Origin of the sequence: Methylobacterium sp. 17Sr1-1 (assembly GCF_003173775.1) — a bacterium.
Lineage (GTDB): Bacteria > Pseudomonadota > Alphaproteobacteria > Rhizobiales > Beijerinckiaceae > Methylobacterium.
In genome coordinates this window covers 4,332,568-4,357,936 of record NZ_CP029552.1, presented here as the reverse complement: position 1 = coordinate 4,357,936, position 25,369 = coordinate 4,332,568, and the positions used below count along the sequence as shown (strand labels likewise).

Below are 25,369 nucleotides of genomic sequence, written 5' to 3'. Positions count from 1 at the left end.
AAGACCGACCGCGATGACGATCGCCCCCTTCGCGGCCGGTACCGCCGCCGCCGACCTCAACACCCAGCGCCTCGTCGCGATGAAGACGACGCTCGGCACGCTGTCGAACCAGATCGGCAGCGGCCGCAACGCCGAGACCTATGGCGGCCTCGGCACCGGGCGCACCCAGAGCCTGTCGGCCCACGCCCAGATCAGCGCGCTCGACGGCTACATCGCGGCGGCCGGCACCGGCGCGACCCGGGTGGCCCTGGCCTCCGCCAGCGTGCAGCAGATCGCGACCCTCGGTTCCTCGGCCTGGGAAAGCCTCGTCAGCGCCCGCACCGGCGCCGGCACCACCGCCCGCTCGACCCTGCAGCAGGACGCGGCCGGCCAGCTCGGCGGCGCCCTCGACGCCCTCAACCAGAGCACCGGCGGCCAGTACATCCTCGGCGGCCGGGTCACCGACCGGGCGCCGGTGGAGTCAGCCTCCCGCATCCTCGATGGCGATCCGGCGTCGGGCCTCGACGGCGTGCGCACGGTGATCGCCGAACGCCAGGCCGCCGATCTCGGCGCCAGTACCCCGACGACCGGGCGGCTCGACCTCGCGGGTTCGGGCGCGAGCGTGAGCCTGTCGGAGAGCCAGTCACCCGGCGTGCGGGCGAATTTCGGCTTCACGATCGCCAGGGCCGTCAGCTCGAACCCGGCCGGCCTCGCGGTCACGGTCCAGGACGGGGCGCCGGTTACCGCCACGCTGTCCTTCGCCAGCCAGCCGAGGGACGGCGACATCGTGCGGGTGAGCGTCCAGAACCCGGACGGCAGCCAGGGCTTCGTCGATCTCACCGCCCGGGCGGCGGGCAGCGGCGGCGACGGCACCTTCACGATCGGGGCCGACGCGTCGGCGAGCGCGCAGAACCTCACCGCGGCTTTGGGGGCCAAGACCGTCACCGGCGTACAGAGCGCGAACCCGCCGGGTGCGGGCGCGGCCCTGTCCGGCGGCATTCCGGCCTCCGCGACCGTGACGGTCGGGGCGGGGCTCCAGGCCGGCGACAGCGTGCAGATCACCGTGGGCTTGCGCGACGGCACCAGCCAGACGATCAGCCTGAAGGCGTCCGCGGACGGCAAGGCCACCGGCACCTTCGCGATCGGCGCGAGCCCGGACGACACCGCCGCCAACCTCAAGGCGGCGCTCGCCACCGCGCTCGACGCCAGCGCCAGGACCGACCTCGCGGCGAGTTCCGCCTCGCGGGCGGCGAGCGACTTCTTTTCCGGCTCGTCCTCGCCGGGCCTGAGCCCGCGCCGGGTCGCGACGGACGCATCCGGCAACGCCACCGGCTACGTCGCCGATCCGAGCGGCCGCACCCTGATCTGGTACAAGGGCGACGACACCTCCGCCGATCCGCGCCGGACCGCGACCGTGCCGGTCTCCGGCGACCGGTCGGTGGCGATCGGCGTCCAGGCCAACGAATCCGCTTTCCGCGGCACGCTGAGCGGCCTCGCGGTGCTGGCCACCACGCCGTTCGACGAGACCGACACCGACAGCGCCCGCTTCGACGCCTATTCGGGCCGGGTGCAGACCCTGCTCAAGCCCGCCGACGGTCAGCCCTCGGTCCAGGGCATCGCCTCGGAGCTGAGCCTCGCCTCGGCCCAGATCGACACCCAGACGAGCCAGAACAAGGCCACCAAGGCCGTGCTGCAGAAGACCGTGGACGGCGTCGAATCGGTCTCGACCGAGGAGGCGGCGACGAAGCTTTTGACGCTGCAGACGCAGTTGCAGGCGAGCTACCAGGCGACGTCGATGCTGTCGAAGTTGACGTTGACGAGTTATTTGTAAGGCCTGATCAGCGCCGGGTGCTCTCCCTCGTTTCACTCGTCGCTGAACGCCGCAACCGCCATGTCGACGAACGCCCGCAAGCCAGCCGTCATACGGCGGTCGGGAAGGCGCACGAGCGTCAGCGGGCGCGGCTCCGGCGCATGGTCCGGGAGCACGCGGCACAGGCGACCGGCGGCGAGATCGGTATCCAGCGTCACGGCGGCTTGCAGGATGATGCCGTAGCCGGCGACCGCCGCCTGCCGGAGGGCGGCCGCGTGGTTGATCCGCAGGCGGGGCGGCGGCAGCGGCACCCGATGGTCGCCGTCGGGGCCGCTGGGTGGCGCAGGTGCGGCAGGCGACCGGCACGGGCGTCGATGTGATCTACGCTCGATCGGCACGACCATCCACGACAGCCTCGCCGCGTTGCGTCCCGGCGGGAGAGTGGTGATCTTCGGCAAGGCGGGCGGGACGCCGCCCGCGATCGATCCACTGCGGCTGATGGAGGAGTCCAAGGGCGTCGTCGGTGGTGATCTGTGGACGTATCTGAACGGTCCGGAGAGCCGACAGAGCCGCGTCGACCGGCTGTTCTCCGCCCTTCGCGCAGGCACGATCACCGTCCCGGCGATCACCGCCTTTCCGCTCAGCCAAGGTGCCGAAGCGCACCAGTTGCTGGAGGATCGCAGCTTCGCGGGCAAGATCGTCCTGATCCCGGACGGCGGAACAAATCTTGTATAGCGAGGAGAATTCTCGATGTGGAACTGATATCGATGATGTCATGCATACGGACAATATAATTGATCAACGTGGCTTCGATCTACGGAATATAATGTTTTATTTTTCGCAATTACAGATTGGTCTCTGCAAATAGACGTGAAGCAGGCCTTGCGAGAGGTCGCCGTGGGTCGGAAGCCGGTACATGGCAGTCGGACCGGTGAAGTTTCGGTCTCAACCACACAGTCAAACTCCCTCCGCCCGGCCCCTGATCCGCGCCAGATCCGTGAGGATCGGCGAATGCGGCATCTCCGGCGCCGGTTGGCGCACACCCTCATCCTGAGGTACCGCGTAGCGGCCCCGAAGGAGGGCTCCGGTTGAGCGCTGAGACTTCTGGAAGCCTCCGCGGCTTCGCTTCGCTACGCACCTCAGGATGAGGTCGCGGGTGGGACAGGCGCTGTGGTCAACCTGTAAAAGTCTCGCCGCGAGCGTGTCCCCCGTGCCCTGGCGCGCGACCGCTCGCCATGCTTCCCTCCACCCCGAACGGGAAGAGCGGCTCATGCGCACGACATCGATGATCCTCGCGGCCGTCGCCTTGTTCGCGGCTTCCCTGGCGGCCCTGCCGGCCCACGCGCTCGACGTGCGCGACCTCCCCATCGCCAGGGCGCCCGAGGCCTGTCCGCACGAGGGGCCCGGCTTCACCCGGGTCGTCCCCGGCGGTCCGTGCATGCGGATCAGCGGCCGGGTGCGGGCCGAGGCCGGGACGCCGGTTCAGGCCCGCCCCGGCGCGGGGCTCGACGGGGCGGCGCGCGGCGTGGTCAGCGCCTCCGGCCGGGTCGCGATCGATACCCGGACGCAGACCGAGTACGGCCCGGCCCGGGCCTATATCCGCCTCGGCACCGGCCACTGACCCGCTAGAGCACTTCACGATTGCGTTGCAATCGCGAAGCTCTCTGGCTCTTTGATTGTGCCGCATTGTCTACGACGAACCGGTATCCACCTCGTCGGAAGATGCTCTACAGGCTGCGCGACAGCACCAGCGGCGCGCTGCGGCGGTGGCCGTAGGGGGAGGGGCCGGGCGGCTGCCGTAGCCGGACCCATAACCCTTGGGCTCGGCGTTGCGGGTCAACTCCGTCGAGAGGTTGCGCAGCAAGCCCTCCGAGATCGCCCGGGCGGTCGCCAGCACCGCCTGGTTGGCCGCGACAGTCTCCGAGAACCGGCCATGCGCCTCGCGGAGCGCCGCGACCCCGTCGGGCGCGAAGCGGGCGAGCGCCACGGCATTCGCCTTCACCGCCTGCAGGCCCTGGAGGTAGGCGCCGGCGAGCGCCGTCTTCTGCGACGCCTCGGCCAAGCCCTCGGCGAGGCGCCCGACCCGGATGTGGTCGCTCTCGCGCCCGAGCAGGGTCTCGAGTTCGCGCATGGTGGTCAGCGTCTCGGCGACGAGGCGCTCGGCGGCGGCGGCATCCGCGACCGGGGCGGGGCGGACGGCCTCAGCCATTGGCGCCCCCCTGGAGCCGCAGCATCTCGCGCATCACCTGGTCGCCGATGCCGATGCCGCCGCTCTTCACGATCGACTGGGCGTATTCCTTGTTGAGCATCGAGCGGTAGACGCCGCCGCCGGTGCCGTTCTCGCCGAGCGGCCCGTCGGTGCCCTGCGAGCGGTTGAGCACGTCGAGGCTCTGCTCCAGGAACATCGCCTCGAAGTCCTTGGCGGTCTTCTGGATCTTGGTCTTGTCGCCGGTGGGCGCCGTGGCGTTGCCGGTGAGCGCCGACAGGCCGGAGGCGGCGGCCCCGGCGAGGGCCTGGCCGACCGCCATTCCGGCGGAGGCCGCGAGGGGAGCGAGGGGAAGCATCGGCGTTCAGTCCTCGGAGTCGGATGGGGGAAGCGGGGGAAGGTGCGGTGTCACATCACTTCGATGTCGGCTTGCAGCGCGCCGGCGGTCTTGATCGCCTGGAGGATCGAGATCAGGTCGCGCGGGCCGATGCCCAGCGCATTGAGCCCGTCCACCAGCTCGCGCAGGGTCACGCCCTCCTTGACCAGGGCGAGCTTGTTCTTCTCGCCGGCATCGACCTTGAGGGCGGTGCGCGGCACCACCACGGTCTCGCCGTTGGAGAACGGCGCCGGCTGGCTCACCTGCGGCTGCTCGGTGATGGTGACGGTGAGATTGCCCTGCGCCACCGCCACGGTGGAGACCCGCACGTCGCGGCCCATCACGATGATGCCGGAGCGCTCGTCGATCACCACCCGGGCGGTCTGGTCGGGCTCGACCTTCAGCTGCTCGACCTCGGTGAGCAGCCGGATCATGTTGCCCTGGTAGCGCGCCGGCACCTGGAGGGTGACGGTGGAGGGGTCGGTCGGCTCGGCGGTGTCGGCACCCATGAAGTCGTTGATCGCCGCGGCGATCCGCTTCGAGGTGGTGAAGTCGGGGTTGCGCAGCGACAGGCGCAGGCACTTCTGCTCGTTGAGCTTGAAGGCGATCTCGCGCTCGATCACCGCCCCGTTGGCGATGCGCCCGTTGGTCGGCACGCCGCGGGTGATCTTGGCCGCGTCGCCCTCGGCCTGGAAGCCCGCGATGGCCAGCGACCCTTGCGCCACCGCGTAGGCCTCGCCGTCGGCGGCCAGCAGCGGCGTGACCAGCAGCGTGCCGCCCTGGAGCGACTTGGCGTCGCCGAGCGAGGACACCGTGACGTCGATCCGCGTGCCCTGCGCCGCGAAGGGGGGAGGTTCGCCGTCACCATCACGGCGGCGAGGTTGGCGGTGCGCATGGTGGCGCCCCGCGTGTTGACGCCGAGCCGCTCCAGCATCGCCTGCACCGATTGCTTGGTGAAGGGCGCGTTGTTGAGCGTGTCGCCGGTGCCGTTGAGCCCGACCACGATGCCGTAGCCGATGAGCTGGTTGCTCCGCATGCCCTCGACGCTGGCGAGGTCCTTCACCCGCGACAGGGCGAGGGCGGGGCCGGCCGTCAGGAGGAGGACGGGCAGAAGGCAGGAAAGACAGGCGAGGACGAGGAGGCGAAAGCGCATGACGGGGTCCCGAAACTCGTGGAATCGGATTGCCAGGAGCGTGCCAGCCCCCGGACCACCCGTAAGTCTCTGGTAAGGTTACCGATCCGTTTCTCGCGCTCGCCGGTGGCGGGCGTTCCGGGCCCGGTCGTTTTCGCCTCGCGGCAAGATCTGCCGCCCCGTTTACGGCGCATTCACCATACCGGGGCGAGGTTTGCGGGACAGAAGCGAACCTTCGTGACCCGGACCCGATCCCATGCGCGTCGACACCCGCCTCGCGGCCACCCCCCTGTCGGGGGCCGGCTCGCGCACCCTGCCGGCAGGCGGCGTGTTCACCCTCGGGACGGAGGGCGCGCGGGGACCGACCAGCGCCGGCAGCGCGATGCCGCTCGCGAATCTCAGCGCCATCCTGACCCTCCAGGGCCAGGACGAGATCGCCGCCGACCGTCGCCGCCGGGCGACGAAGCGCGGCCACGACCTCCTCGATTCCCTCGACCGCCTCAAGGCCGCCCTGCTCGGCGGCCGCGTCGCCGCGAGCGAGCTGCAGGCCATCGCCGGCCGCCTCGCCGAGCGCAACGGCACCACCGGCGATCCCCGCCTCGACGACCTGATCGGCCAGATCGAATTGCGGGCGCAGGTCGAGCTGGCGAAGCTCGGGATGGCGGGGGGTGATCGGCCCTCTTTCAGTTGTTCGGCGTGCGAGGGGTTACACGCCACCCCCTTTCCCGGACGACTGAAGCGTCAGCGGAAGGAGATCCGGGATCCAGCGTGAGAAGTGCCGCGAAGCGGCTCTGCATGCTGCACGGTTGCAGGCACACGGACGCTTCGCGATGTCTTGTGCTGGATCCCGGATCTCCTTCCACTTCGTTGCAGTCGTCCGGGAAAGGGGGAGAGGCTGGTAAGGTGCGAGGCCATCGTTATGAGTTCGCGCCTGCGGCGAGACGCGGTCCGGCTTCCTGGTGACCGCCGCCAAGGCGCGCCTGGCGGAAGGGGCGGCGCCCGGCCGTTGACGCCTCAACGCCGCTCCCCCACAACGGCGCCCGCTCAAGACCGGCGCCTTGATGTCGCCGCGAGATCCGCGTCACCCAGAAGATCCGCGTCACCCCGGCCGCGATGCTGTTCAACTCCTTCCCGTTCCTCCTCGGCTTCCTGCCGGTCGCGCTCATCCTCCACGCCGTCGTGGCCCTGCACCGGCCGGGCTGGCGGCTGCCGCTGCTGGTCGTCCTGTCGCTCGTGTTCTACGGCTGGTGGGACCCGCGCTTCGTGCCCCTGCTGGTGGCCTCGATCGGGCTGAACTGGCTCGTCGCGCGCTGGTTTGCGAAGAGTCGCGCCGCCCTGCTGATCCCGCTCGCCATCGCGGCGAACCTCGCGGTGCTGGCCCTGTTCAAGTATGCGGGGTTCCTCGCCGGCCTCGCGGCGCTCCTGCCGGGGCTGCACGATTTAGCCCGGCCGAGCCTCGCCCTGCCGCTCGGCATCTCGTTCTTCACCTTCCATCACGTGATGTACCTGACCGACCTGCGCGCCGGCCGGGCGCCGCAGATAGATCTGACGCGCTACGCCCTCTACATCGCGTTCTTCCCGCAGGTGCTCGCCGGGCCGCTGGTGCGCTGGAGCGAGATCCTCCACCAGTTCGACGAGAAGCCCTATGCCCGCCCCGACGCCGCCGAGCGGATCGGGCGCGGGCTGATGCTGCTCTGCATCGGCCTCGCCAAGAAGGTCTTCCTCGGCGATCCGCTCGCCGCCTACGCCAACCCGGTCTTCGAGGCGGCCAGCGCCGGCAAGGTCGTGAGCGTGGCGGAGGCCTGGCAGGGCACGCTCGCCTTCACGTTCCAGATCTACTTCGATTTCTCCGGCTACACCGACATGGCGCTGGGTCTCGCGCTGCTGTTCGGGATCGTGCTGCCGCAGAACTTCGACGTGCCCTACCGCGCCACCTCCCTGCGGGAATTCTGGCGGCGCTGGCACATGACCCTGTCGCGCTTCCTGCGCGACTACCTCTACATCCCGTTCGGCGGCAACCGCCGGGGGGTTTCCGTCCAGATCGCCGCGCTGTTCGCCACGATGACGCTCGGCGGCCTGTGGCACGGCGCCGGCCTCACCTTCGTCGCCTGGGGGGCGGCGCACGGCGCCGGCCTCGCGGCCGGCACCCTGTGGCGCCGGGCCGGGTTGCCGATGCCGGCGCTGCTCGGCTGGGCCCTCACCTTCGCCTTCGTGGCGCTGACCTGGGTGCTGTTTCGCGCCACCAGCTTCGAGGCGGCGGTCGCGGTGTTCAAGGGGCTGTTCGGCCTCGCACCGGTCGGCCACGGCTTCAAGTGGCGCGCCTTCGTGCCCGCCGCCCTGGTGGCGCTCGTCGGGCCGACCGCCTGGGCGGCGGTCCACCGGCTGCCGCCGCGGCCGGCCCTGGCCCTCGCCTTCGCGGTGCTCCTCGTGGCGGTGCTGCTGCGCATCGGCGACGACGCCAATTACGAGTTCATCTACTTCCAGTTCTGAGGGGGCCGATCCGATGCGCGCTGACCCTCCCGCCGAGGCCGCGTGGCGCGGCTTCTCCGTCCGCCTCGTCGTCGCGGCCGTGCTTCTCCTCCTCGGGTACCTCGGGCTGGCGCTCGCGGTCGATCCCTACGACACCGGCCGGCCCCGGCTCGTCGACCGCGACGGCGTGCGCCCGCAGGGGCCCCGCACCGCAACGGCGAGCCGCGGGCGCGACCCCGCCTTCGCGGCGGCGATCATCGGCAACTCCCACATCCAGCTGATCAAGCCGGCGAACCTGCGCGAGGCCACCGGCCTCCCGTTCGTCCAGCTCGCGGTGCCGGGCACCGGCCCGGGCGAGCAGTTGCTCATCGCCGACTACTTCCTGCGCCACCATCCGCGGGCGCGGGCCCTGGTGATCGGGGCCGATTCGTTCTGGTGCACCGGCGATCCGGCCCTGCCGATGCAGCGGCCCTTCCCGGCCTGGCTCCTCGCCGAGGACTGGGCGAGCTACCTGCGCGGCCTCCTGCGGGTGCGCGTCGTCGGCGAGGTCGTCAACCGCCTCAGTTGGGCCCTGCGGACCACGCCGCGCCGGGCCGCGCCGGACGGCTACTGGGACTACGAGCCGGACTACCTCGCCCTCGGCGATCCCGACATGCCGGCGCGGGTCGCCTCCCGCGCGAAGCCGGCCCCGGCCGATCCCGATCCGGGGGAGGGCGGGCCCGGCTTCCCGGCGGCGGCCGCCCTGCGCGCCCTGGCGGGGCGCTTAGGCGCGGACACGGCGCTCGTCCTGGTCTTCCCGCCGGTCTTCGCGGCGACGAAGGCCCGGCCCGGCACGGCCCGGGCCGCGGCGGAGGCCGCCTGCCGCGCCGCGCTCGCCGGCGCCGTCGCCCCGCGGGGCCGCGTCGTCGACTGGTCCGGCGACCGGCCCGAGCTGCACGATTCCACCCTGTTCTTCGATGCCAGCCACTACCGCCAGCCCCTCGCCCGCCGCATCGAGGCCGACATCGTTGCCGCCCTGCGGGAGGCGGGGGCGACCGGTACAGATGCTCCACGACCGTGACACGTTTGCAGCAGGGCGCCGGCGTCCCCTGGTCCGGTCCTTGCGTGCCGGTGCAGGGACATTGTGATGTCGTGCAGCCTCAATTATAGGGCTGCGCCAAGTGGGTCGCGGCCATGACGGCGGCTGCGGTCAGGACAACAGCGGTTTTCCGAGGGGCGCGATGGCGAAGATCGTGATCGAGGAGGGTTATGCCCCCAATGACGCCGAGCCCTTCATGAACGAGCGTCAGCGGGAGTATTTCCGGCGCAAGCTCCAAGGTTGGAAACAAGACATTCTGCGCGAGGCCCAGGACACCCTGGTGGCGCTGCAGAGCGAGAACGAGAATCACCCCGACCTGACCGACCGCGCTTCGTCGGAGACCGACCGGGCGATCGAGCTCAGGGCGCGGGACCGGCAGCGTAAGCTGATCGCCAAGATCGACGCCGCCCTGTCCCGGATCGAGGACGGCTCCTACGGCTATTGCGAGGAGACCGGCGAGCCGATCTCGCTCAAGCGCCTGGAGGCGAGGCCGATCGCGACCTTGTCGCTGGAGGCCCAGGAGCGCCACGAGCGCCGGGAGCGGGTGTACCGGGACGATTGAGGGGTTTCGGCTCTGTCGGCTCGATGAAGGCGCGCTGGCCCTGAACCCTCCCCCCTTTGCGGGGGAGGGTGGCGAACGGAGTGAGCCGGGAGAGGGGACCGCGACGGTGGAGGATGTGGCGCCCTTCATGAAGCGCGCGACCTTTCCGGAAGCGGCGTCCCCTCTCCCGCCCCACTCCGTGGGGCACCCTCCCCCGCAGAGGGGGGAGGGTTAACGCTCTGGAATTCGGGCGCTTCTTCTTCCAATCAACATTGGAAACGAGAGCGGCCCCGGCGGGGAGTGCCGGGGCCGCGCCGCGTCCGGGCGGCTCAAGGGGGAGCGGGCCGACCGGCGCGGGATCTCTGCGGCGACCGTCCGTCAGAACGGCAGCACGATGTCCAGGAACTGCTGGCCGTAGCGCGGCTGCTGCACGTCGGTGATCTGGCCGCGGCCGCCATAGGCGATGCGGGCCTGGGCGATCTTGCTCGAATCGATCGTGTTGTCGGACTCAATGTCCTCCGGCCGCACCACGCCGCCGACGATCAGTTCGCGCACCTCGAAGTTGATGCGGATCTCCTGGCGGCCTTCCAGCACCAGGTTGCCGTTCGGCAGCACCTGCGTGACGATCGCCGCCACGTTGGTGGTCACCGTCTCGGCGCGCTGCACCGAGCCGGCGCCGTCGTTCGAGGTGGTGGAGTCGGTCGTCAGCATCTTCGCCGGATCGATGCCGGCCAGCAGCTTGGTCTTGGTCTCGAGGCCGAAGGCGTTGGGCATCCCGAACGATTCGCTGTTCGAGCGCGAGCGCTTGGTCTCGTTGTTCAGGTTCGCCTTGTCGGTGACGTTGATCTTCACCGTGACGAGGTCGCCGACCTTGGCGGCGCGCTGGTCCTTGAAGAAGGCGCGCGAGCCGGTGCGCCACAGCGAGTTCGAGGCGTAGGAGACCGGCTGCACGTCCGGCATCGGCAGCCGCACCGGGCGGTAGCCCGGTTGCGCGGTCGGATCGTCGATCGCCGAGAGCACCGGCGTCGCGCCGATATTCGTGAGCCGGTCGGCGGTGTTGCAGCCGGCGAGCAGCGCGCCCGACAGGCAGAGGAGGGCGAGGCGGGTCACGGTCATCGCAAACCTCCTCACGGCCGGGCCGAGGCGAGCCGGGCCGGGGCGGCCGGGGCCGCCGCCGCCACGGGCACGATCGGCGCCACGGTGACGCGGCCGGGGCCGATCACGGTGGCCTGGATCACCTTCTTGGAGACCGGGTTGATCACCCCGATCACCGCCCCGAGGGGACCGCCCTCGCGGGCCTGACCGCGCAACGCCAGGGCCACGCCCGGGGTCTCGTACACGATGGTGACGGCCTCGCCGCGGGCGACGAGGTCGGGCCGGTTCAGCTCGCCGGCGCGCAAAGCCGTGCCGGCGCCGAGCGACTTCTGCGCCACCTGGCCGATGAAGGCGGCGGCATCCGCCGCGCTGTCGGCCGGCAGGCCCTCGCGCGGGCGGCGCTCGACCGCGATGTCGGGGGCCGACAGCGTCTCGCCCCGGTTGACCGCCCGGGTCAGCACCGCGACGTCGGCCATCTCGACCACCTGGCCGGCGACCCGCAGCGAGGCCTGGCGCTCGCCCACCACCACCAGGGCGGAGACCCGGCGGCTGCGCGGATCGTAGGTGACTTCCTGCGCGGTCACCGCCGCGATCAGGTCCGGCGGCACGGTGAGCACCGGCGGCTCGCCCTCGAAGGCGACCGTGACGAAGCCGGCATCGAGGCCGCGGACCTTCGCGAGCGCCGCCTTCACGGCGCCCTCGATCTCCGGGGCGGCGATGCGGCGGGCCGCGCGCTGGACCGAGATCTGGAGCCGGCCGCCGCTCTCCGGCGCGTCGAGCCCGAGCCCGGCCGTCGCCTCGACGATGCGCCGGACCTGGATCGTGCCCGAGGTGCCGAGCGCCGGCGCCCGGAACAGAGCCCGCTGGGCGAGCGCGGGAGGCGCCCCGGCGACGAGGTCGCCCAGCGTGATCACGTCGCGCTCGGCGGTGATGTCGCCCTTGAGCGCGAGGCGCGGCCCCTCGGCCAGCACCGGCAGGGTGAGGAAGCCGAGCGCGAGCAGCGTGAGCGCGGTGCGCGAGAGGATGCCGGGCCCGAGCAGGGCGCGGCGGCCCTCGCGGGCGATCGGAGCGCGGACGACGGGCGCTGAGTGGATCATCGGGGCGCTCATCCGCGGAACATCTGCGAGGTGGTGGAGAGCATCTGGTCGGCGGCGGTCACGACCTTCGAGTTCATCTCGTAGGCGCGCTGCGCGGCGATCAGGGAAGAAATCTCCGAGACCGCGTTGACGTTGGCCTCTTCGAGGTAGCTCTGCTGCAGGTTGCCGAACCCGTCGGTGCCGGGATTGCCGGTGATCGGCGGGCCGGAGGCCAGGGTCTCGACGAACAGGTTGTCGCCGATCGATTCCAGGCCGACCTTGTTGACGAACCGGGCCATCTGGATCTGGCCGAGATTCTGCGGCGCGGTCTGGCCCGGGATCTGCGCCTGCACGATGCCCGAGGCGCTGATCGTCACGCCGGTGGCGTTGTTCGGCACCGTGATGTTCGGGTTCATCAGGTAGCCCTCGCGGGTGACGATCTGCCCCTGCGCATCGAGGTCGAACGAGCCGTCGCGGGTATAGGAGGTGCGCCCGTCCGGCATCGTGACCTGGAAGAAGCCCTCGCCGCGCACCGCGATGTCGTAGGTCTTCTCGGTCGAGGTGAGGGTGCCCTGCGACATCACCCGGGCGGTCGAGGTGGTCTTCACGCCCGAGCCGAGGGCGAGGCCCGCCGGCAGCTGGTTGTTCTGGTCCGAGGTCGCGGTGCCGGCCCGGCGCAGGTTCTGGTAGAGCAGATCCTGGAAATGCGCCTGCTGGCGCTTGTAGCCGGTGGTGCGCAGGTTCGCGATGTTGTTCGAGATGACCTGGACGTTGAGTTCCTGGGCCGCCATGCCGGTGGCGGCGGCGTAGAGCGCGCGCATCGTTTAAGGCTCCCCTTTACGCGTTGCCGACGTCGGCGAGGCGCTGGATCGCCTGGCCGCGCATCGAATCGAGCCGCGAGACGGTGTCGGAGACGAGCTGGTAGACCCGGCTCACCTCCAGCATCCGGGTCATCGCCAGCACCGGGCGGACGTTGGAGCGCTCGAGCGCGCCGGGCTCGATCCGACCCTGGGGGCCGGCCGGTTGGGCGGGCGTGTTCGACGCGTAGAGGTTGGCGCCGGCATTCGTCAGCGCTTGCGGATCCGCGAAGGTGACGAGACGCAGCTTTCCGCGGGTGCCCTGGTTGGTCGAGACCGTGCCGTCCGGCCCGATCGCGAGCCCGGTCTCCTGCTGGCCGATCTGGATCGGACCGCCGTCGCCGAGCACGGCGTAGCCGTCGCTCGTCACGATCTGTCCCTGCGCGTTCATCTCGAAGGCGCCGTTGCGGGTGTAGCGCTCGCCCTGCGGCGTCTGCACCGCGAAGAACGCCTCGCCGCGGATCGCCGCGTTGAGCGGGTTGCCGGTCGGCTCGATCGGCCCCTGCTGCAGGTCGAGGGGCGTCGCCGCGTCGATGACGTAGGACACCTTGCGGTCGGGGCGCTGGAAGGTCTCCGCGCTCGCCTTCGGCATCAGGTATTCCTGGAAGCGCGTCGAGCGCGCCTTGAAGCCCGTCGTGGTGACGTTGGCCATGTTGTTGGCGATGACCTCGAGCTCGCGCCCGAGGGCCATCTGGGACGAGAGCCCGATCAACTGAGCATTCTGCACCGGCTACTCCCCGACGATGCGTGTTACCGGGCCACCCCGCTCCCCAGCGGCGGACCCGGGAGAATGATCGCAGGCTCCGTGCCAGGCCGGGGCGCCCGGATTTCTGCTGTCATGGCAAATGCTTGGTTAATCGCGGGCGCCGCCCGAACCGGGCGTTTCGTGCCGACCCGGCAGGATCGACCGGGCAGAAATTGCCGCCTTAACGCCGCGTTAACCGTCTTCGCACACTCTCTCGCAACGGTCGGGTGACGGATTCTCAAGGGTTGGACGGCGGGCGATGGCCAAGAAGCCGAAGAAGGCCCCGGCGCCGGAGGGCGAGGGGGAGGGCGAGGAGGGGGCGGTCGCCGCTCCCAAGAGCCGGAAGAAGCTGATCCTCATCGGCGCCGCGGCCGTGCTGCTGGCGGCCGGGGGCGGCGGCGGCTTCATGGTGATGCGCAGCCGCGCGGCCCATGCCGAGAAGTCGGCCGCCGAGCAGAAGGTGCCGGTCGCGTTCATGGACATCCGCGAGATGACCATGAACCTGATGCCCGAGCCCGGGCAGACCCAGCCGCGCTTCGTGCGCCTGAAGATCGCGCTGGAGGTGCGGGACGCCAAGGTGGCCTCCGAGATCCAGCCGCTGATGCCGCGGGTCGAGGACACCTTCCAGGTCTTCGTGCGCGACCTGCGCGTCGGCGACTTCGAGGCCGCCGGCGGCACCTACCGCCTGCGCGAGGAGCTGCTGCGCCGTGTCAACGTGGCGGTCTACCCCGCCAAGGTCGACGCCGTGCTCTTCAAGGACTTCATCATCCAATAACCATCCACTAGAGAGCTTCACGATCGCGTTGCAATCGCGAATCTCTCTAAGTCTTCGTTTTGTCGCACTTTCTTCGACGAACCGGTATCCACTTCGTCGGAAAATGCTCTAGCGGGATTTGGTGCTTCCGTGGCCGGACCTGACGATAACGACGACGACTGGGCCGCGGCCCTGATGGAGCAGGGCGGGGGCGGCGACGCCTCGCTCGCGGAGGAGTGGGGCGCGGCTCTGGCCGAGCAGGGGACCACCGCGCAATCGAGCGACATGGCGGCCGAATGGGCCAACATGATCGACGAGGGCGAGTCGGAGAACCTGCCCGAACTCGCCGGCAACGACCGCATCCTGAACCAGGAGGAGATCGACCAGGTCCTCGGCTTCTCGCTGCGGGAGCTCTCGGCCTCGGGCGCGGGCGGCATCCGGGCCATCGTCGATTCGGGCGTCGTCTCGTACGAACGCCTGCCGATGCTCGAGATCGTCTTCGACCGGATGATCCGGTTGCTGTCGACGAGCTTGCGCAACTTCTTCCAGGACAACGTCGAGGTCACGCTCGACAACATCACGTCGGTGCGCTTCGGCGACTACCTGAACGCGATCCCGCTGCCGACCCTGCTCGGCGTGTTCCGGGCCGATGCCTGGGAGAATTCGGGCATCGTGACGGTGGAGTCGAACCTCGCCTACTCGACCCTCGACCTGCTGCTCGGCGGCAAGCGCGGCGGCTCGAGCATCCGCCTTGACGGGCGGCCGTTCACGCCGATCGAGATGCAGCTGGTGCGGCGGATGGTCGAGATCATCCTGACCGACCTCGAGGCGTCGTTCCAGCCGCTCTCGCCGGTGCGCTTCCTCATCGACCGGATCGAGACCAACCCGCGCTTCGCCACCATCACCCGGCCGGCCAACGCCGCGATCCTGATCGACCTCAAGCTCGACATGGAGGGCCGCGGCGGCCTGCTCCAGATCCTCTTCCCCTACGCGGCGATCGAGCCGATCCGCGACCTGCTCCTGCAGAGCTTCATGGGCGAGAAGCTCGGCCGCGACCACATCTGGGAGAGCCACCTCGCCACCGAGATCTTCCAGGCCGACGTCGCGGTCGAGGCGGTGCTGCACGAGATGTCGCTGCCGCTGCGCCGGGTGCTGTCGCTGGAGGTCGGCGACACCATCATGTTCGACGCCAAGCCCGCCGACCTCATCACCCTGCGCTGCGGCGACTGGGGAATGACGCAGGGCCGGATCGGCCGCCTCGAGGACAGCATCGCCGTGCAGGTGACCCGCCCCTTGCGCCGCGCCCGCACCACCCTCGCGGCCTTCGAGGCCTCGATGCAGAACCGCAACGACGGGTGACGCCCGCCATGTGTCCCGTCATGCGTCCCGCCATGCGTCCCGTCATCTCCCTCTTCTTCCGCAGCGAGGCCGTTTCGTGAGCCTGATCGTCAGCATCCTGGCCGACCTGCTGGTGGCGGTCCTCCTCGTCGCCTGCATCGCCACCTCGGTCAGCCTCGGCCGCCGCATCACCCGCCTCAAGGGCGACGAGACGGCGATGCGCCAGACCATCGGCGACCTGATGGTGGCGACCGAATCCGCCGAGCGGGCGATCCTCGGCCTGCGCACCACGCTGGCCGAGTGCGACCGCACCCTCGCCGAGCGCCTGCGCTTGGCCGAGCGCACCAATGCCGACCTCGCCGCCCAGCTCCAGGCCGGCGACGAGGTGCTCTCGCGCATCGGCCGCATCGTCGCCCAGGCCCGGGCGGCGGTGCCCGGGGAGGCGGCGCCCCAGCCCGCCTTCGCGCAGGCCGCCCAGCCCGCTTTCGCACCGGCCGCCTTCGCCCAGCCCGCCTTCGCGCAAGCGCCCGTCGCGCCGCCGGCCGAGGCCGCGCCGGCCTACGCCGCGCCGGCGGCCCCCGTCCCGCCGCCCGCGCCCGAGCCGCGGCCGGTCTCCACCGGCGAGCGCCTCGGCGCCGCCGCCGCCGCCGCCCGCGCCCTCAGCGAGCGGGCCCTGAGCCGCCTGCAGGCCCAGGCCGCATGACCCTCGCGCTGCTCCTGCGCCGCTTCGCCGGGCTGCCGCCGACGGAAAGCCCGCCCGCCGCGGCCGGCACCACGCCCGGGGCCGCGGCACCGAAGGCCGCCGCGGGTCCCGGGGCGGCGACGGCTGCGGCACCGGGTGCCGCGGCGAGGCCCGCGGGCGCCGGCACCCCCGGTCCGGCCGCCGCGAAGCCCGCCGGCACGCTGCCCGCCCGGGTCCCGCAGGCGCCCCCCTCCGTCGCCGTGCTGGTGCAGCGCCTGCTGGCGAACCCGGTCTGGCGCGGGCCGACGATCCGCCTGCGCCTCGTCGATGCCGTGGCGGTGGCGGCCGCGGGGCTCCTGCTCCTGAAGGTCCTCGCCCTCCTCGAGGCCGGGCCGTCCACCGGCGCCCGCTTCGCCGAGTTCCTGGTCCATGCCCGCTCCGGCTACGAGCCCCTCGACCCGACCATCACCGGGTCGCTCTCGCCGAAGGAGGCCGCGCCCGCACCCGCATCCCCGCCGGAGGCGGCCCGGCCGGTGCCCGAGCCGGCCTCGTCCTCCGAGCGGGCGATCCTGGAGAAGCTCGGCGCCCGGCGCGACGCCCTGCAGCAGCGCTCGCGCGACCTCGAGACCCGCGAGCAGCTGATCGAGAACGCCGAGCGCAAGCTCGAGACCCGCATCAACGACCTCAAGACCCTGGAGCAGAAGGGCGACGACGCGGCGGCCAGGCGCGCCGAGGCGGAAGCCGCGGGGCTCAAGTCCCTGGTGACGATGTACGAGACGATGAAGCCGAAGGAGGCCGCCCGGGTCTTCGACCGGCTGAAGCTCGAGGTGCTGGTGCCGGTGGTGGTCGGCATGAACCCGCGCAAGATGGCCGAGGTGCTGGCGGTGATGCAGCCCGAGGCCGCCGAGCGCCTGACCGTGGCGCTCGCCCAGCGCGCCCGCGGCGCCGGCGGGCCGAAGGCCGCCGCCATCGCCCCGGGCCTGCCGCCCGGCGAGCTGCCGGCGATCGACGGGGCGCGCTAGAGCATTTTCCGACGAAGTGGATACCGGTTCGTCGAAGAAAATGCGGCGAAACCAAATGCGTGGAGTGCCTCGCGATCGCAAGGCGATCGCGAGGCACTCTAGAGCGCCCCGGGTCCCGGGATTAAGCGCTCATTAGCCCTGTGGCGCCATGGTACCGGCCTGAGGGTGTACTCGGGCGGGTGTGATGGGTTCGACGGGCAGGAGCCGCCGCGTAGCGGCGCTGATCGCGCTGGCGGCTTTGGCCGTCGGGGCGGGCGCGGCCGACGCGGCGCAGCTCGTGGCGATCCAGGGCAGCGAGCAGAAGAATTTCGGGCGCATCGCGCTCACCTTCGACCATGGCGTGAAGGTCACCGCCAAGGTCACCGGCGGCGTGCTGGTGGTGAACTTCCGCGAGCCGGTGACCGGCCAGCGCGAGCGCCTGGCCGCCGAGATGCCGGCCTACGTGGCGCAGGTCCGGCGCGATCCGGACGGCGCCGGCCTGCGGGTCGCGCTCCAGGCCACCTACAAGGTCAACGTGCTGGAGGCCGGCGAGCGGGTCTTCATCGACCTGATGCCCGAGGGCTGGACCGGCCTGCCGCCCGGCCTCCCGCCGGAGGTGCTGGCCGACCTGTCCCGCCGGGCCGAGGAGCTCAGCGAGCGCCTGCGCCGCGAGGCCGTCCGGACCCGGCGCACGGCGCTGCGCCTCGAAGTGGCGACCCTGCCGACCCTCACCCGCCTCTCGGTCCGCCTGCCGCAAGAGGCCGAGGTGGCGCTGGAGCGCGCCGGTGCGGAGGTCCGCCTGCGCATCCCCGGCGCCTACACGATCGACGCGACCGAGGCCCGCGCCGCCCTGCGGCCGGCCGCGACGGCGCTCGCGGCCGAGGCCGGAACCGATGCCGCCCGCCTGGCCGTGACGCTCGGCGAGGGCTTCACGGCGGAGGGCTACCGCGAAGACGATTCCTACGTCCTCGACCTCGTCAAGCCGGCGGGCCGGAAGCCGGACGACAGGAAGGCCGACGACAGGAAGCCCGCGGCGGGAGCGCCGGAGCCGTCGCCCGTCGCCGCGGTCCCGGCCGAATCCCGGCCTCAGGCCGTGGCCTCCCCGCCGGCCGAGGCGCCGGCGTCCGCCCCGGCGGACCTGCCGTCGGGCCCGGTCCAGGCCCGGGTCGTCCGGGCGGTCCAAGGAACGGGCCAACAAGGAACGGGTCAAGGAACCAGCCAGGGCCTGCGGATCGCCTTCCCGTTCGCGGCCCGGCCGCCGGCGGCCCTGTTCGAGCGCGGCGGGGTCGCCACCCTTGTGTTCGAGAGCACCGCGGCGATCGCCCTGCCGTCCCTGCCGACGGGCGCGCCGGCGAGCGTCGCCGAGGGACCGCGGGCGGAGGGCGCGTTCACGGTGCTGCGGCTGCGCCTCGAATCCGGCGTGCTCGCCCAGCTCGCGGCGGGGGAGGGCCAGGGCTGGGACCTGGTGCTCGGCGATGCCGCCCTGCCGGGGGGCGACGTCCTGGCGCCCCAGCGCAGTGCCGATCCCACCGGCCGGCCGGCGGTGACGGTGCCGCTGGCGCGTCCCGGCGGCACCCTGTGGCTGGAGCGCGACGGCGAGCGCATCGCCGTGGCGACGGCCCGCGGCCCGCGCATCGCCGGGCTGCCGAAGCGCGGCCGCTTCGTCGAGTTCGAGCTGCTGCCGACCCGCCAGGGCGTCGCCGTGCTGGCGGCGGCCGACGATCTCGCCGTGCGCCCGGGCCTGGCCGAGGTGACGATCACCCGTCCCGGCGGCCTGTCGGTCTCCCCGACGGTGGTCGAGACGCCGGACGCCGCCCAGGCCGCCCAGGCCTCCGACCTGCTGGTGCAGCCCGATCGCTGGCGCGAGGACCAGCGCGGCGACGTGCGTGCGCGCCTGCGCGCCGCCGAAGCCGCGGCCGCCGCGGCCGAGCGGCCGGCCCGCTCCGCCGCGCGTCTCGACCTCGTCCGGGTGCTCCTCGCCAACGATTTCGCGGCCGAGGCCGCCGGGGTGCTCGCCCTGGCGGTCCGGGAGGATCCGCCTTTCGCCGCCGATCGGGCCGTCCGGCTCCTCTCGGCCATCGCCGCCCTGCGCCTGAATCAGGAGGCGCGGGCGGCCGGCTTCCTCACCCCCGACGGCAAGCGGGCGCTCGATCCCGAACTGCGGCTGTGGCGCGGCGTCGTCGATGCCCGCGGCCGGCGCAGCGCCGCGGCGATCACCGCCTTCAAGGCCGGGCTGCCGCTGATCGAGGCCTATCCGGACGACCTGCAGGTGGTGTTCTACCTCGCGGCGGTGGAGGCCGCCCTCGACGCCAAGGACCCGGCCTTCGCCCAGCGGGCGCTCACCGCGGTCGCGCCCCTCGCCGATTCGGGCCAGGCCCGCGACCGGCTGGCCTTCCTCAAGGCGCGCTTCGCCGAGGCGATCGGCCAGGACGGCGAGGCGCGCCACGCCTACCAGCAGCTCGCCGAGACCGCGGCGCCGGCCATCGCCGCCGAGGCGACCCTGCGGGCGGTCGATCTCGGCCGGGCCACCGGCACGATGACGCCGGAGGCGGCGGTCGACCGGCTCGAGCGCCTGACCCTGACCTGGCACGGCGAGGCCGAGGCCGAGGCCCTGGCCCGGCTCGGCCGGCTCTATGCCGGAGTCGGCCGCTGGCGCGACGCCTTCGCGACCGCCCGCAAGGCCAACCGCCTCTTCCCCGACCACCCGGCGACCCGCGGGTTGCACGACGACACGGTGGCGTTGTTCTCCGCCCTGTTCCTGTCCGACAAGGGTGCCAGCCTCGGCAAGATCGAGGCCCTGGCGCTGTTCTACGACTTCAAGGAGTTCACGCCGATCGGCCGCCAGGGCGACGAGATCGTGCGGCGCCTGGCCGACCGCCTCGTCGCCCTCGACCTCCTCGACGCCGCCGGCGACCTGCTGCAGCACCAGGTCGACCACCGCCTCACCGGGGCGGCGCGGGCGAGCGTGGCGGCGCGCCTCGCGACCGTCCGGCTGATGGAGGGCGAGCCGCTGAAGGCCCTCAAGATCCTGCAGAACACCCGCCTGCCGGAACTGCCGGCGCAGATCCGCGACGCGCGCCTGCTGCTCGAGGTCCGCGCCCTCTCCGACCTCTCGCGCACCGACCTCGCCCTCGAGCTGCTCGAGGGCAACGCCACCCCGGAGGCGGCGCACCTGCGCGGCGACATCCTGTGGGGCGCGCGGCGCTGGCGCGAGGCCGGGGAGGCGCACGAGGCCCTGCTCGGCACCCGCTGGCGCGAGCCCGGCGCCTTGAGCGACGCCGAGCGCAGCGACGTGATGCGGGCGGCGATCGCCTACGCGCTGGCCGAGGATCCGCTGAGCCTCGACCGCCTGCGCACGAAATTCACCGCGAAGATGGCCGAGAGCCCGGACGCCCGCACCTTCAGCCTCGTCGCCGCGCCGAACGCCTCCGGCACCGCGGCCTTCCGCAGCCTGGTGCGCCAGGCCACCAGTGCCGAGACGCTGACCGACTTCCTGCGCGCCTACCGCGCCCGCTACCCCGAGAGCGCCGCGCCGGAGCGGCCGAAGCCGGAGGCGAGCCCGGCCCCCGCGCCCGAGGCCCGCGGCGCCGGCGGACCGTCGCCCGGATAGGCTACCTCTCGGCCGCAGCCCCGTCCGGACGGTCGAAGCGGGGCAGGCGCCGGCCAGGCAGCAGGTCGTAGGGCACCCGCCAGCCGGGCAGGGCCGCGATCCGGTCCAGCCAGGCCCGGATCGCCGGGTGGCTCGCCGCGAGGTCGTAGCCTGTCTCGTCGGCCGGAAAGGAGAGGTAGGCGCAGAGCGACAGGTCGGCGACGCTCGCCCGGTCGCCGATGACGAAGGCCCGGCCCGCGACCTGTTCGGCGAGGATGCCGAGGAAGTCGTCGACCCGCGACCGCAGGTATGCCAGCACCGCCGGGTCGGCCCCACGGCTGAAGGTGCGCATGAAGCGGTAGGTCGCCATGTGGGCGGAGAGCTTCTGGTTGTCCCAGAACAGCCAGCGCAGCACCTCGAACCGCTCGGCCTCGCCCTCGCCGCCGAGGCGGCCGTAGCGATCGGCGAGCCGCAGCAGGATCGGGCCGGTCTGGGTCAGGCTCTTGCCGTCATCCTCCAGCACCGGGATTTCGCCCATCGCGTTGACGGTGCGCCGCCACTCGGGCGTCCAGGTCACCCGGGCGCCGAAATCGGTCCAGACTGGATCGAATGTTTCGCCGCACAGGGTCAGCATCAGCGCCAGCTTGTAGCTGTTGCCGGATTCGGGAAAGTAGTGGAGGCGGTAACGGCTCACGGGCTGGTCTCCGCGTCGGACGGGCCGAGGCCTAACACGCGAAGCGGGCGTCCGTCCGGATCCGAGTCAGACCTCGCCCTCGCCCGCCGGGGCCGGCCGGGGCCGCGGCGCGTCGCCGGTCGTGCTGGTGCCGGGATCGAGGGCATCGGGCTTGCGGGCTGCGTCGTGGTCGGCCGGGGTCACGCCGGCCTTGGCGGCGGCGGCATCCTCGTCGCGGCGGGTCAGGTGCGGGCGGGCGGTGAGCAGGTCGTCGCGGCGGTCGGGCACGGGCGGATCCTCCGATGGGCGCAAGCCAACGCGAGGCAGTCCCAACCGGTTCACCCCCTCGCACGGCGTCGAGCGCCTGCCGGAGCCGTGATGAAGTCTTGTCGCGTGGGGAGAGCGGTTTCAAAGTCCGATCGGCTCGTGCCCCGCTCGGGGCCGGCATCAACACCGCTTGAGGGTGTTGGTGCCCAGGAGAGGACTCGAACCTCCACGGCTTGCACCACTGGTACCTGAAACCAGCGCGTCTACCAATTCCGCCACCTGGGCCCGAAGCACTGCTTGGCAGCGCCGCGGTGACAGTCGTTTAGAGGGGAGCGAGGGCGGCGTCAACGGGATTGAGCGTCGTTCGCGAGGGGCGTTTCATGCTGCGCCTCTCGGTCGGCGTGCGGGACGCGCCCGGCGCAGCCGCGCCCGTGACCGATGCGCTCCAATCCGCGACCTCGTCCTGAGGTGCCCGAGCAGACCGGGAGGCCGGCATCCTTCAAGCATCATCCCGAGGCTCGCCAACGGCGAGGACCCGGGATCACGCGGAGGGTTTGGATTGGTAAGCGAACTCGACCGGGCGCTCGGCGCTGTCCATTCGACAGTCCGGCCTTCGATCGAGGTGTCTGCTATCTGGGGCGAGTGTTCGATACGAATATGAGAGCATCTGCTCGATCACATCGGCTATCGTCGAGATGGGGATTGTTTCCGCAAACTGATCGTTTCGCGGACGGCATCAACACCACTTGGGATGTTGGTGCCCAGGAGAGGACTCGAACCTCCACGGCTTGCACCACTGGTACCTGAAACCAGCGCGTCTACCAATTCCGCCACCTGGGCCCAGAAGCGCCGCCTTGGCGGCGCCCCGGTGTCAGTCGTTTAGTCGGCGGCGGAGCCGGCGTCAACGCCGAACTCCGCCGTTCCGCGAGACTAAGCTCAGACGCCCGCCGGCCACTCGCGGATGTCGACGAAGTGACCCGCGATGGCGGCGGCCGCGGCCATCGCCGGGGAGACGAGATGCGTGCGGCCCTTGTGGCCCTGGCGGCCCTCGAAATTGCGGTTCGAGGTCGAGGCGCAGCGCTCGTGCGGCTTGAGGCGGTCGGCGTTCATGCCGAGGCACATCGAGCAGCCCGGCTCGCGCCAGTCGAAGCCGGCCTCGATCAGGATCCGGGCGAGGCCCTCCTCCTCCGCCTGCTGCTTCACGAGGCCCGAGCCCGGCACCACCATGCCCGACACGTTCGGATGGATCTTCTTCCCCTCGACCATCCGGGCGACGATCCGCAGGTCCTCGATCCGGCCGTTGGTGCAGGAGCCGATGAACACCTTGTCGAGGGCGATGTCGGTGATCCGCGTGCCCGGGGTCAGGCCCATGTAGGAGAGCGCCTTCTCCTTGGAGGAGCGCAGGTTCTCGTCCTCGATGGCGGCCGGATCCGGCACCTGGCCCTGGACCGAGATCACGTCCTCAGGCGAGGTGCCCCAGGTCACGATCGGCGGGAGGTTGGCGGCGTCGAGCCGGATCTCGCGGTCGAAATGCGCGCCCTCGTCCGAGACGAGGTTGCGCCAGTAGGCGACCGCGCGCTCGAACGCCTCGCCCTTCGGGGCCTTCGGCCGGTCCTTGATGTAGGCGAAGGTGGTCTCGTCGGGGGCGACCATGCCGGCGCGGGCACCGCCCTCGATCGACATGTTGCAGATCGTCATCCGGCCCTCCATCGAGAGGCCCCGGATCGCCTCGCCGGCATATTCCAGCACGTGGCCGGTGCCGCCGGCGGTGCCGATCTCGCCGATGATCGCCAGGATGATGTCCTTGGCGCCGACGCCGGCGGGCAGGCGCCCGTCGACGACGGCGCGCATGTTCTTCGCCTTCTTCTGGATCAGCGTCTGGGTGGCGAGCACGTGCTCGACCTCCGACGTGCCGATGCCGTGGGCGAGGGCCCCGAAGGCGCCGTGGGTCGAGGTGTGGGAATCGCCGCAGACGATCGTCTGGCCCGGCAGGGTGAAGCCCTGCTCCGGCCCGATGATGTGGACGATGCCCTGCCGCTTATCCAGCGCGTCGTAATACTCGATGCCGAACTCGCGGACGTTCTCGGCCAGCGTGTCGATCTGCGTGCGGCTCTCGGGATCCTCGATGCCGAGGCTGCGGTCCGACGTCTGGACGTTGTGGTCGACGACCGCCAGCGTCTTCTCCGGGTGGCGCACCTTGCGCCCGGCGAGACGAAGCCCCTCGAAAGCCTGGGGAGAGGTGACCTCGTGCACGAGGTGACGGTCGATGTAGAGGAGGCAGGTGCCGTCCGGCTGACGATCGACGACGTGGTCGTCCCAGATCTTGTCGTAGAGGGTGCGAGGGGCAGTCATCGGAGTTCTTGCCTTGTCACGAAGACCTGTCGTGGAAGCCGGGCGCATGGCGTTCGCACCCGGCGGACCCGTCATGTAACCGTCTCATCCGCTGAGGGGTAGACCCCTCGGCGCCGCAAGGGGATGCAGGCATCGCAGGCGTGCGGGAACATACGGGTGCTGTGACCCGCCCTCAGCCTGATCTTTTCCAATGCAAGCAAGTCGCGGGATCCCCTCTCCAGGCGATGCCGGGCTTACGCGGTATCGCCGCAAGGTGTGGGAGAGGGGTAGGGGTGAGGGTGGCTCGGCTTCCGTAATGATCCTGAGCTGTTGAGCTGCGCAGCTCTAAGGCTTACATTTTATTCTGAGCCCGAGCCACCCTCACCCCTACCCCTCTCCCACACGGGAGGGGGGAGAGGTGCTCAATTTTTATTTGTCAGGATCAAACAGAAACTGGTTCACTCCTTCACCGCCCCGGTCATGGCCGAGACGTAGTGCTCGACGAAGAACGAGTACAGGATCACCAGCGGCAGCGAGCCGACCAGGGCGCCCGCCATCAGCGAGCCCCAGCGGTAGATGTCGCCGTCGACGAACTCGCTCACCACCGCCACCGGCACCGTCTTGTTCTGGGTCGAGGACAGGAAGGTCAGCGCGTAGATGAACTCGTTCCAGCACAGGGTGAGCGAGAAGATGCCGGCCGAGATCAGCCCCGGGACCGCCAGCGGCAGGATGATCTTGAGCAGGATCTGCCAGCGGCTCGCCCCGTCGATGAGCGCGCATTCCTCCAGCTCGTAGGGGATGGTCTTGAAGTACCCCATCAGGAGCCAGGTCGAGAACGGGATCAGGATGGTGGGGTAGACCAGCACCAGGGCGAAGGGCGAATCGTAGAGCCCGTAGGCCTGGATGATGGTGGCGAGCGGGATGAACAGGATCGAGGGCGGCACCAGGTAGGCGAGGAAGATCGCCGCGCCGACCGCGACCGCGCCCTTGTAGCGGATCCGCACGATCGCGTAGGCGGCGAGCACGCTGGCGAACAGCGACAGCACGGTCGCCGCCACCGAGATCATCATCGTGTTCCAGAGCCACAGGGGATAGTTGGTCTGGAACAGCAGCTTCGAGATGTGCTTGAGCGTCGGCGAGACCACCCAGAACGGGTTGTAGGTCTCCATGTCGATGAGCTGGTCGTCCGGTTTGATGGCGGTCAGGGCCATCCAGTAGAACGGAAACAGAAGCACCACCAGGATGACGAAGAGCGGCAGGTAGACCGTGACGACGCGCTTCGGGAGCGTGTCGAGATAGGCCATGCCTTCGCTGTTGTCGGGGGTGTCGGCGGTCGTGGTCGCGGCGGCCATCGTGGGTGTTTCCTTCTT

The 25,369-nt window shown here is 71.2% G+C and carries 22 protein-coding genes, 2 tRNA genes and 2 pseudogenes; 12 read left to right on the top strand and 14 right to left on the bottom strand.

Annotated features, from left to right (window positions below):
• The first annotated feature begins 13 nt into the window (after positions 1–13).
• On the top strand, positions 14–1,810 hold the full coding sequence (locus DK412_RS19655; RefSeq protein ID WP_109973315.1) for a flagellin: 1,797 nt from the start codon (positions 14–16) through the stop codon (positions 1,808–1,810).
• Between the two features lie 32 nt (positions 1,811–1,842).
• Here the strand turns inward: DK412_RS19655 and DK412_RS19650 are convergent, their stop codons facing one another.
• Positions 1,843–2,100: a LysR substrate-binding domain-containing protein gene (locus DK412_RS19650; protein ID WP_204165406.1), complete on the bottom strand. Its 258-nt coding sequence runs from the start codon at positions 2,098–2,100 to the stop codon at positions 1,843–1,845.
• On the opposite strand from DK412_RS19650, the gene DK412_RS31435 reads away from it, so the two are divergent.
• Together DK412_RS31435 and DK412_RS19640 are read left to right on the top strand one after the other, a co-directional pair.
• Entirely contained in the window at positions 2,069–2,524 is a 456-nt protein-coding gene (locus tag DK412_RS31435) for a zinc-binding dehydrogenase (protein ID WP_109975384.1), read from the top strand. The two genes, DK412_RS19650 and DK412_RS31435, sit on opposite strands and share 32 nt — an antisense overlap.
• Positions 2,525–3,059: 535 nt before the next feature.
• Positions 3,060–3,410, top strand: coding sequence for a porin (locus tag DK412_RS19640; RefSeq protein ID WP_245447104.1), 351 nt, complete (start codon positions 3,060–3,062; stop codon positions 3,408–3,410).
• Between the two features lie 69 nt (positions 3,411–3,479).
• On the opposite strand, the gene DK412_RS19635 is transcribed toward DK412_RS19640, so the two are convergent.
• The 3 genes and pseudogenes from DK412_RS19635 to DK412_RS19625 form a co-directional block, all read right to left on the bottom strand.
• Positions 3,480–3,998 carry a hypothetical protein gene (locus tag DK412_RS19635; protein ID WP_245447102.1) on the bottom strand — a complete coding sequence of 173 codons (519 nt, stop codon included), beginning with the start codon at positions 3,996–3,998 and terminating at the stop codon, positions 3,480–3,482.
• The gene (locus tag DK412_RS19630) at positions 3,991–4,353 is read right to left on the bottom strand and encodes a rod-binding protein (RefSeq protein ID WP_109973313.1); all 363 of its coding nucleotides are present in this window, start codon (positions 4,351–4,353) and stop codon (positions 3,991–3,993) included. Before DK412_RS19630 ends, DK412_RS19635 begins: the two co-directional genes overlap by 8 nt.
• 50 nt (positions 4,354–4,403) lie before the next feature.
• Positions 4,404–5,524 (bottom strand): annotated as a pseudogene (locus DK412_RS19625) (flagellar basal body P-ring protein FlgI).
• A 235-nt stretch (positions 5,525–5,759) separates the two neighbouring features.
• On the opposite strand from DK412_RS19625, the pseudogene DK412_RS19620 reads away from it, so the two are divergent.
• The 4 genes and pseudogenes from DK412_RS19620 to dksA form a co-directional block, all read left to right on the top strand.
• A pseudogene (locus tag DK412_RS19620) lies at positions 5,760–6,158 on the top strand (flagellar assembly protein FliX); the annotation flags it as partial.
• Between the two features lie 458 nt (positions 6,159–6,616).
• Positions 6,617–7,993, top strand: coding sequence for an MBOAT family O-acyltransferase (locus DK412_RS19615; RefSeq protein ID WP_109973311.1), 1,377 nt, complete (start codon positions 6,617–6,619; stop codon positions 7,991–7,993).
• A 13-nt stretch (positions 7,994–8,006) separates the two neighbouring features.
• Positions 8,007–9,032 carry a hypothetical protein gene (locus tag DK412_RS19610; RefSeq protein WP_109973310.1) on the top strand — a complete coding sequence of 342 codons (1,026 nt, stop codon included), beginning with the start codon at positions 8,007–8,009 and terminating at the stop codon, positions 9,030–9,032.
• Positions 9,033–9,192: 160 nt separating this feature from the next.
• Positions 9,193–9,612 carry an RNA polymerase-binding protein DksA gene (gene dksA, locus DK412_RS19605; protein WP_060847286.1) on the top strand — a complete coding sequence of 140 codons (420 nt, stop codon included), beginning with the start codon at positions 9,193–9,195 and terminating at the stop codon, positions 9,610–9,612.
• Between the two features lie 357 nt (positions 9,613–9,969).
• Here the strand turns inward: dksA and flgH are convergent, their stop codons facing one another.
• The 4 genes from flgH to flgF are packed head-to-tail and all read right to left on the bottom strand — an operon-like array spanning position 9,970 to position 13,346.
• Positions 9,970–10,707, bottom strand: a complete 738-nt coding sequence (gene flgH / locus DK412_RS19600; RefSeq protein ID WP_109973309.1) for a flagellar basal body L-ring protein FlgH — start codon at positions 10,705–10,707, stop codon at positions 9,970–9,972.
• A gap of 11 nt (positions 10,708–10,718) precedes the next feature.
• The gene (gene flgA / locus DK412_RS19595; RefSeq protein ID WP_245447100.1) at positions 10,719–11,783 is read right to left on the bottom strand and encodes a flagellar basal body P-ring formation chaperone FlgA; all 1,065 of its coding nucleotides are present in this window, start codon (positions 11,781–11,783) and stop codon (positions 10,719–10,721) included.
• Positions 11,784–11,791: 8 nt separating this feature from the next.
• A complete protein-coding gene (gene flgG, locus DK412_RS19590; protein ID WP_093566153.1) occupies positions 11,792–12,583 on the bottom strand; it encodes a flagellar basal-body rod protein FlgG in 792 nt (263 codons plus the stop codon).
• Positions 12,584–12,599: 16 nt separating this feature from the next.
• A complete protein-coding gene (flgF, locus tag DK412_RS19585) occupies positions 12,600–13,346 on the bottom strand; it encodes a flagellar basal-body rod protein FlgF (protein WP_109973307.1) in 747 nt (248 codons plus the stop codon).
• 277 nt (positions 13,347–13,623) lie between these two features.
• On the opposite strand from flgF, the gene fliL reads away from it, so the two are divergent.
• The 5 genes from fliL to DK412_RS19555 all read left to right on the top strand — a co-directional run bounded on the left by fliL (position 13,624) and on the right by DK412_RS19555 (position 20,749).
• Positions 13,624–14,139: a flagellar basal body-associated protein FliL gene (fliL, locus tag DK412_RS19580; protein WP_109973306.1), complete on the top strand. Its 516-nt coding sequence runs from the start codon at positions 13,624–13,626 to the stop codon at positions 14,137–14,139.
• A 129-nt stretch (positions 14,140–14,268) separates the two neighbouring features.
• Positions 14,269–15,477 carry a flagellar motor switch protein FliM gene (gene fliM / locus DK412_RS19575; protein ID WP_093566161.1) on the top strand — a complete coding sequence of 403 codons (1,209 nt, stop codon included), beginning with the start codon at positions 14,269–14,271 and terminating at the stop codon, positions 15,475–15,477.
• Positions 15,478–15,553: 76 nt separating this feature from the next.
• A complete protein-coding gene (locus DK412_RS19570) occupies positions 15,554–16,159 on the top strand; it encodes a DUF6468 domain-containing protein (RefSeq protein WP_109973305.1) in 606 nt (201 codons plus the stop codon).
• A gap of 239 nt (positions 16,160–16,398) precedes the next feature.
• Positions 16,399–17,160 (top strand): hypothetical protein, encoded by a 762-nt coding sequence (locus DK412_RS19560; protein WP_245447771.1) that lies wholly within the window; start codon positions 16,399–16,401, stop codon positions 17,158–17,160.
• A 184-nt stretch (positions 17,161–17,344) separates the two neighbouring features.
• A complete protein-coding gene (locus DK412_RS19555) occupies positions 17,345–20,749 on the top strand; it encodes a hypothetical protein (RefSeq protein WP_109973303.1) in 3,405 nt (1,134 codons plus the stop codon).
• A 1-nt stretch (position 20,750) separates the two neighbouring features.
• Here the strand turns inward: DK412_RS19555 and DK412_RS19550 are convergent, their stop codons facing one another.
• The 6 genes from DK412_RS19550 to DK412_RS19525 all read right to left on the bottom strand — a co-directional run bounded on the left by DK412_RS19550 (position 20,751) and on the right by DK412_RS19525 (position 25,351).
• Entirely contained in the window at positions 20,751–21,422 is a 672-nt protein-coding gene (locus DK412_RS19550; protein WP_109973302.1) for a glutathione S-transferase family protein, read from the bottom strand.
• Between the two features lie 66 nt (positions 21,423–21,488).
• Complete coding sequence (locus tag DK412_RS19545) at positions 21,489–21,689, bottom strand: hypothetical protein (protein WP_109973301.1); 201 nt, start codon at positions 21,687–21,689, stop codon at positions 21,489–21,491.
• Between the two features lie 179 nt (positions 21,690–21,868).
• A tRNA-Leu gene (locus tag DK412_RS19540) sits at positions 21,869–21,953 on the bottom strand.
• 470 nt (positions 21,954–22,423) lie between these two features.
• Positions 22,424–22,508: transfer RNA gene (locus DK412_RS19535), tRNA-Leu, on the bottom strand.
• Positions 22,509–22,604: 96 nt separating this feature from the next.
• Positions 22,605–24,020: a 3-isopropylmalate dehydratase large subunit gene (leuC, locus tag DK412_RS19530; protein ID WP_109973300.1), complete on the bottom strand. Its 1,416-nt coding sequence runs from the start codon at positions 24,018–24,020 to the stop codon at positions 22,605–22,607.
• Positions 24,021–24,457: 437 nt separating this feature from the next.
• Complete coding sequence (locus DK412_RS19525) at positions 24,458–25,351, bottom strand: carbohydrate ABC transporter permease (protein WP_109973299.1); 894 nt, start codon at positions 25,349–25,351, stop codon at positions 24,458–24,460.
• Positions 25,352–25,369: the final 18 nt, after the last annotated feature.